Annotated in this window: 4 protein-coding genes; 3 read left to right on the forward strand and 1 reads right to left on the reverse strand. The window is 70.6% G+C overall.

Annotation, left to right across the window (positions count from 1 at the left end):
* Window positions 1-30: 30 nt before the first annotated feature.
* Window positions 31-1041 carry a hydroxyacid dehydrogenase gene (locus ACX28W_RS07760; RefSeq protein ID WP_458997995.1) on the reverse strand — a complete coding sequence of 337 codons (1011 nt, stop codon included), beginning with the start codon at window positions 1039-1041 and terminating at the stop codon, window positions 31-33.
* A 313-nt stretch (window positions 1042-1354) separates the two neighbouring features.
* Here ACX28W_RS07760 and ACX28W_RS07765 point away from each other — a divergent pair, with 313 nt between their 5' ends.
* From ACX28W_RS07765 to ACX28W_RS07775, 3 genes are all read left to right on the forward strand, one after another.
* A complete protein-coding gene (locus ACX28W_RS07765; RefSeq protein WP_458997996.1) occupies window positions 1355-4249 on the forward strand; it encodes a polysaccharide lyase family 8 super-sandwich domain-containing protein in 2895 nt (964 codons plus the stop codon).
* A gap of 64 nt (window positions 4250-4313) precedes the next feature.
* Window positions 4314-6065, forward strand: coding sequence for a DUF2264 domain-containing protein (locus tag ACX28W_RS07770; RefSeq protein WP_458997997.1), 1752 nt, complete (start codon window positions 4314-4316; stop codon window positions 6063-6065).
* Between the two features lie 55 nt (window positions 6066-6120).
* Complete coding sequence (locus ACX28W_RS07775; RefSeq protein WP_458997998.1) at window positions 6121-6768, forward strand: ThuA domain-containing protein; 648 nt, start codon at window positions 6121-6123, stop codon at window positions 6766-6768.
* The last annotated feature ends 108 nt before the right edge of the window (window positions 6769-6876 follow it).

Genomic DNA, 6876 nt, shown 5'->3' on the forward strand with positions numbered 1-6876 from the left:
TGTGCGAGGGGTGGCACGGGGAAGGCCGGCTCAGGCGAGCAGCGCCAACTGGTCGGCGCGGATGCCCCCGTGCAAGGGCTCGTCTGTGGTGAGGCGTTCGATGTCGGTGACGGCGAACTCGCCGAGCCGGCGTATCTCGGTGCCCATCGCCCCGGCCACGTGGGGCGTGACCATGACGTTGGGCAGGGACAGCAGCGGGTGGCCGGCGGGCAGGGGCTCGGGGTCGGTGACGTCCAGGACGGCGTCGATCCGGCCGTCTGCGCAGTGCCGGAGCAGCGCCTCGGTGTCGATCAGTTGTCCGCGTGCGGTGTTGATCAGGACGGCGCCGTCGCGCAGCAGGGCGAGGCGGCGGTCGTCGAGCAGGTGGTGGGTCTCGGGCAGGGCCGGGGCGTGCAGGCTGACGATGTCGCTGCGGCGCAGCAGGTCGTCCAGCTCGACCAGCTCCACCTGTCCGGCCGGATGCAGCCCGGCCGCCGCGGGCGCGTCCAGGGTCGGGTCGCTGACCAGCAGCTGGAAGCCGTGCGGGGCGAGCAGCTCCAGGACGAGACGGCCCGTGCGGGACGCGCCGACGATCCCGACGGCGCGCTCATGGTTGCCGGTGTCGTCGGCGAGCTTGTTCTTGTACTGGCCCCGTGTGTAGTCGCGGGCCAGCCGGAAGGCACGCTTGCCCGCGAGCAGGATCGCGCCGACGGTGTATTGCGCGACGGGGAAGGCGTTGGCGGAGGCCGCCGAGGAGACGAGGATTCCGCGCTGCCAGACCTCGGGTGTGAGGTGGTGCTTGACCGATCCCGCGGCGTGCACGATCGCGCGCAGCCGGGGAGCCGCGTCGAGGACGGCGCCGTCGATGAGCGGGCAGCCCCAGCCGGTGAGCAGCACGTTCACGTCCGCCAGGTTTCTGCGGGAGGCCGGGTCCGCGAAGTCGACGATGATGCCGGGCTGGACGTCCACGCTCCTGTCCAGCCGAGCGGTGAGCTCTTCAGTGAGGGCGAGGGCGGCGACCTCTGGCTGCATCGCGATCGCGACGGTCATGCGACGGCTCACCGATTCACTGCTCCTTGGGTGTGGGATGGGGTTGCTTCATGATGTGCAACCGGTTTCACGTGAGATGGCCGTCAAGCTATTGAGCGTCGAGACGTTCCGTCAAGAGTTCCTCCACAGAAATGGCCCTCCACCGGTCAGCAAGCTGTGAGTCCGGGGCGAGTTGAGTCCGATGGGTTGCCTCCTTGGATGAAACCGGTTTACCGTCCCCGCCCAACTGACCCACCCGGCCAGCGGGGCAGCTGGACAACCACCCGACGACGGGCGCCCACGTCCGTATGACCGCGCCCCGCACGGGGTGCAGAGGAGATCCCCGATGCTCACTCGCCGACAGTTGCTGCACCTCGCCACCGCCACGGCCGGCATCACCCTGGGCATGGCCGCGATCGGCTCACCGCCGGCCTTCGCCGCCGACGAGTACGACACCCTTCGCCTGCGCTGGATCGACAGGACCCTGCTGGGCAGCGGCTACGACGCCGCGCAGGAGCCGTTCGCCACCCTGCTCGCCCGCACGGGCAGCACCGCGTCCGGCTTCCTTTCTGACATGAACCCGTCGACCGCCTCTCTCTGGGACGACCTGCCGATCGGCGACGTCAGCGGCAACGTCACCTCCAGTTACGTGCGCCTGAAGTGGATGGCCCAGGCATGGGCCTTCGACGGCACTGGGCTGACCGGGGACGCCGACCTCCTCGCCGCCGTCCTGACCGGCCTCGACTGGATGTACGCCAACGTGTACACACCGACGACCACCACCTACGACAACTGGTGGGACTGGCAGATCGGCGCCTCGCGTCTCTCGCTCGACATCGCCTGCCTGGTCCACGCCGAGCTCAGCAGCGGCCAACTCGCCAACTACCTGGCGGCGATCGACGCCTTCGTGCCGGACTCCGCGGTCGCCACCTACAGCGGGGTCAGCACCGGAGCCAACCGTGTCGACCTGTGCCGCGTGCTCATCCTGCGCGGCATCCTCGCCAAGAGCTCGGCGAAGATCGCCACGGGCGTCGCCGGTCTCTCCCCCGTGTTCCCGCTGGTCCGCAGCGGCGACGGCTTCTACGCCGACGGATCGTTCATCCAGCACACCAACGTGCCCTACACCGGGTCCTACGGCTCCGTCCTGATCAGCGGACTGGCCGGTCTGCTCTCGCTCCTGGCGGGATCGAGCTGGGAGGTGACCGACGACAGCCGGCAGCTCGTCCTCGACGCCGTCACCGACGCCTTCGCCCCGTTCCTGTTCAACGGGCTGATGATGGACGGCGTGTCCGGGCGGGCGACCAGCCGCGGCGTCAAGACCGTGGACAATCCGCTGGGCATCCAGCAGGACGACCATGTGCGCGGCCATCTCATCATCGGCAGCATCCTGATGCTGGCGGACGCGGCCTCGGCCGACGAGGCCGCCACCTGGAAGGCGATGGCCAAAGGCTGGCTGGAGCGCGACTACTGGGCCCCGTTCCTGGAGGACTTCTACCAGACGCTGCCCGTACTGGCCCTCGGCCAGTCCGTCCTCGACGACACCTCGATCACTGCGGTCGCCGAACCGGTCGCCTCCCGGGTCTTCGGCAGCATGGACCGGGCCACCCACCGTCGCGGCTCCTGGGCCCTCGCCGTCTCCATGTGCTCCGCGAGAACCGCGTTCTACGAGTGCATCAACGGCGAGAACCTGCGCGGCTGGCACACCGGCTCCGGAATGACCTACTGGTGGGGCGGCACCTACGGCAACGGCCAGTACTCCGACGCCTATTGGCCGACCGTCGACCCCTACCGCCTGCCCGGTACCACCGTGTCCCGCATCCCGCTGACGGACGGACAGGGAGCCTCCCGGCCCACCCCGCCCGCGGGAGCCGTCTGGGCCGGAGGTGCCACCGACGGAACGTACAGCGCGCTGGGCCAGGACGCCCGCGGCCTCGGCTCCACACTGGCCGCCAAGAAGTCCTGGTTCTGCCTCGATGACCAGGTCGTCTGCCTCGGCGCCGGGATCACCGCCACCGACGGATACGCGGTCGAGACCACCGTCGACAACCGCAACCTCGGCTCCGTCGCCGCCAACGCGCTGACCGTCGACGGGACCGCCCAGTCGACCACACTGGGCTGGTCCGGCAGCTTCACCGATGCTTCCTGGGCGTCGATCACCGGGGTCGGCGGCTACGTCTTCCCCGGCGGGGCCACCCTGAACGCGCTGCGCGGGGCCCGCACCGGCGCCTGGAGCGACATCAACACCGAGAGCTCGACGGATTCCCTGACCCGCCGTTACCTGACCCTGTGGGTCGACCACGGCACCGACCCCACCGGCGCTTCCTACAGCTACGTCCTCCTGCCCGGCGCCACGCCGAGCCTCACCGCCGCCCGCGCGGCCGACCCGACGGTCACCGTCCTGGCCAACACCGCCTCCGTCCAGGCGATCACGGACACCGCCACCGGTGTGACCGCCGCCAACTTCTTCTCCGCCGGCAGCGCGGGCCCGATCACCGTCTCGGCCCCCTGCTCCGTCCTCGTGCGGGAGTCCGACGGCACGCTGTCGGTCAGCGTCGCCGACCCCACCCGCGCCGCCGCGACCGTCACCGTCACCATCGACCGCAGCGGATACACCACGGCGACCGCGGACGACGGCGTCAGCGTCGTCGGTCTCGCTCCCCTCACCCTGGTCGTGGAGGTCGGCGGCGCCCAAGGCGCCTCCCGCACCATCACGCTCGGCACCGGCACGACCGTCACCGCCGGCACGTACACCGCACTCGCCCCGACCGCCGACGCCTACGTCCGCGACGGCTCCTACGCCGACACCAACTACGGCAGCACCACCGACCTGGTCGTCAAGAACGCAGGCACCGGCTACCACCGCCGGTCCTTCCTCAAGTTCGACCTGTCCGCCCTGGCGGGCACACCCAGGCGCGCGGTGCTGTGGGTGCGCGGGGCCACCTCCGACTCCACCGGCACCCAGGCCACCCTCACCGGGTACGCGGTGAGCAGCGACAGCTGGACGGAGACCGGCCTGACCTGGAACAACCAGCCGCCGCTCGGCGACGCGCTGTCCTCCGGCCCGATCGGCAACGCCAAGGACTGGATCCCGATCGGGGTCACCGGCCACCTCCAGACCCAGAACGCGGGCGACGGGACGGCGACCATAGCCCTCGCCGAGAGCGCGGCCGGCGTCGCCATTCTCCTGGCCAGCCGGAGCAGCTCCACCAACCAGCCGTTCCTGCAGGTCATCACTGGTTGAGTGGGTTTTAGGAAACAAAGGAAACCGATTGCACAGCCCATAATCGATCTCTACGATGACGGCCATGCCCACCCCGTCACAGCTGTTCGGCCCAGCCCCCACCACCCGGGAAGGCTGGGCCGACGCTCTGCTCGCCCTTGTCGCACCCGCCACGCGCACGGCGGCTGCCGGCCCCGGACGGATGCCGGTGCATCCGAGCATGAGCGATCACCAGGCGGTCTGGTTCGAGCTCGTCGCCCGTCCCCTGTGGGGACTCGCCGCGCACGCTGCCAGCGGCCTGTCCGGCGCGGACCGGCAGTGGGAGGAGGTGCGCCACGCGCTGACCTCCGCCGTCGACCCCGAACACCCGTGGTACGTCGGACGGCCGGCCGACATGGACCAGCGCCTCGTCGAATCCGCCGCCGTCGGTTACGCGCTCGCCGTCGCACGGCACCAACTCTGGGACCCGCTCACCGAACGGCAGCGGCAGCAGCTCGCCGACTGGCTGTCGGCGGCGGCGTCGGCGACGCCGTGGGACAACAACTGGTGCTTCTTCCCGGTGCTCGCCGCTGTCGGGCTGCGCTCGGTGGGTGTGCCCGCGGACGAGACACGGATGGCCGCGCATCTGGACCGTATCGAGGACTTCGCCCTGAACGACGGCTGGTACGCCGACGGGGCCGGCACGCCGGAGCGCCTCGGCTCGCGCGACTACTACGTCCCGTTCGGATTCCACTTCTATGGGCTGCTGCTGGCCTCGTTGAAGGCGGTCGGCGAGGAGCGGAGCCGGCGCTACCGGCAGCGTGCCGCCGAGTTCGCCACGCAGTTCCAGCACTGGTTCGCCGCCGACGGAGCAGCGCTGCCCTTCGGACGCAGCCTCGGCTACCGGTTCGCCCAGGGCTCCTTCTGGTCGGCCCTCGCTGCGGCGGACCAGCCCGCCGTCGGCTGGAGCACCGCACGCACGCTGGCCCAGCGCAACCTCACCTGGTGGTGGCAGCGGCCGGTCCTCGCCGAGGACGGCTCCCTGACCGTCGGCTACGCCTACCCGAACACCGGCGTCGTCGAGCAGTACTTGGCCGGCGGCTCGCCGTACTGGGGCACGAAGGTCTTCGCTAGCCTCGCCGCGACCGAAGACCATCCGTTCTGGACGGCGACGCCCACGCCGGCCCCGCCTCCCGGAATCAGCAAGCAGCCTGCCGCGGCGATGATTCTCGCGCGGGACAGGGCGGGGGACGTCGTCGCGCTCGCCGGGCAGAACGCGCCCGCCTGGAACCCCCGCGGCGGGACCGCCAAGTACGCGAAGTTCGCCTACTCCACTCTCGCCGGATTCAGTGTGCCCACCGGCGAACCGTCCCTGGAGCAAGGAGGTTTCGACAGCGCGCTGGCCCTGTCCGACGACGGCGAACGCTGGCGTACGCGTTCCGCCGGAGAGTCCCGGATCGACGGCGAGACGCTCGTCGTGCGCTGGCAGCCATGGCCGGACGTGGCCGTCGAGACCCGCCTGCGGCACACCGACGGCGGGCACCTGCGCGAGCACCGCATCACCACCGGGCGCCGGCTGTACACGGCCGAAGGCGCCTTCTCCGTCCCGAAGACCGGTCTCGGAGCGACACCCCACAACGTCACGGAGCACCCCGGCCTGGCCCGTGCGACGGCCGACACCGCCGTCAGCGAGATCGTCTGCCTCGCCGCCGACGCATCACCACGCGAAGGCGTCGTCGTACTGCCACTGCCGGGCTCGCACCTCCTGCACCCGCGCACAGCCGTTCCGACGCTGCGCGGCGTACTCGATCCCGGCGAGCACATCCTGCGCTGCCGTGTGTCCCTCACCCGCCGCTGATCACAGCGCCATCCAGAGGGTGGCGCCGAAGTCCGTTCCCCTCACTGGAGCATGCATGTCCGCCAGCCAGATCCTCGTGTACACGGCGACCGCCGCCTACCGGCACGCGTCCATACCCGCCGGCGTGGCCGCCTTCGGCGAACTGGGCGCCGAACACGGGTTCAAGGTCCACGCCACCGAGGAGCCCTTGCGCTCCCTGGACGGGTACGACGCCGTCGTGTTTCTGTCGACCAGCGGCGAGGTCCTCGACGAACCGGGCCGGTCGGCGCTGCTGGACCACGTTGCGGGCGGTGGCGGATTCCTGGGGGTCCACTCCGCTGCCTGCACCGAGTATGAGTGGCCCGCCTACGGTGAACTCCTCGGCGCCCGGTTCGCCGGGCATCCGCCGGTGCAGCCGGCCGTCCTCACCGTCGACCGCTCGCACCCGGCCACCGCACACCTTCCGCGGCAGTGGCACTGGACCGACGAGTGGTACGACTTCAGGACACCGCCCCGCGACGTCACGGTGCTGGCCACCGTGGACGAGACGACCTACACCGACGGCGGCATGGGGGCCGATCACCCCCTCGTCTGGTACCGGCACCACGGCCGCGGGCGCAGCTTCTACACCGCACTCGGCCATGCTCCCGAGACCTATGCCGACCCGACCTTCAGGGCGCATCTCCTCGGCGCCCTGCAATGGACCGCTGATGTCCAAAACTGATGTTCATCGCTGACACCTGAGTCTCCGATCACTAGGGCCTGTCCGGCGGATCATGCCGGAGACGCGGGGTCCGGCACGCCGATCTGCGGCGTTGTCGTCGGTTGCCGA

Source organism: Streptomyces sp. SD15 (assembly GCF_054462255.1).

Excerpts from the sequence above, each read along its gene's own strand:
- ACX28W_RS07765 (WP_458997996.1), top strand. The coding sequence starts at position 1,355 with ATGCTCACTCGCCGACAGTTGCTGCACCTCGCCACCGCCACGGCCGGC.
- ACX28W_RS07770 (WP_458997997.1), top strand. The coding sequence starts at position 4,314 with ATGCCCACCCCGTCACAGCTGTTCGGCCCAGCCCCCACCACCCGGGAA.
- ACX28W_RS07775 (WP_458997998.1), top strand. The coding sequence starts at position 6,121 with ATGTCCGCCAGCCAGATCCTCGTGTACACGGCGACCGCCGCCTACCGG.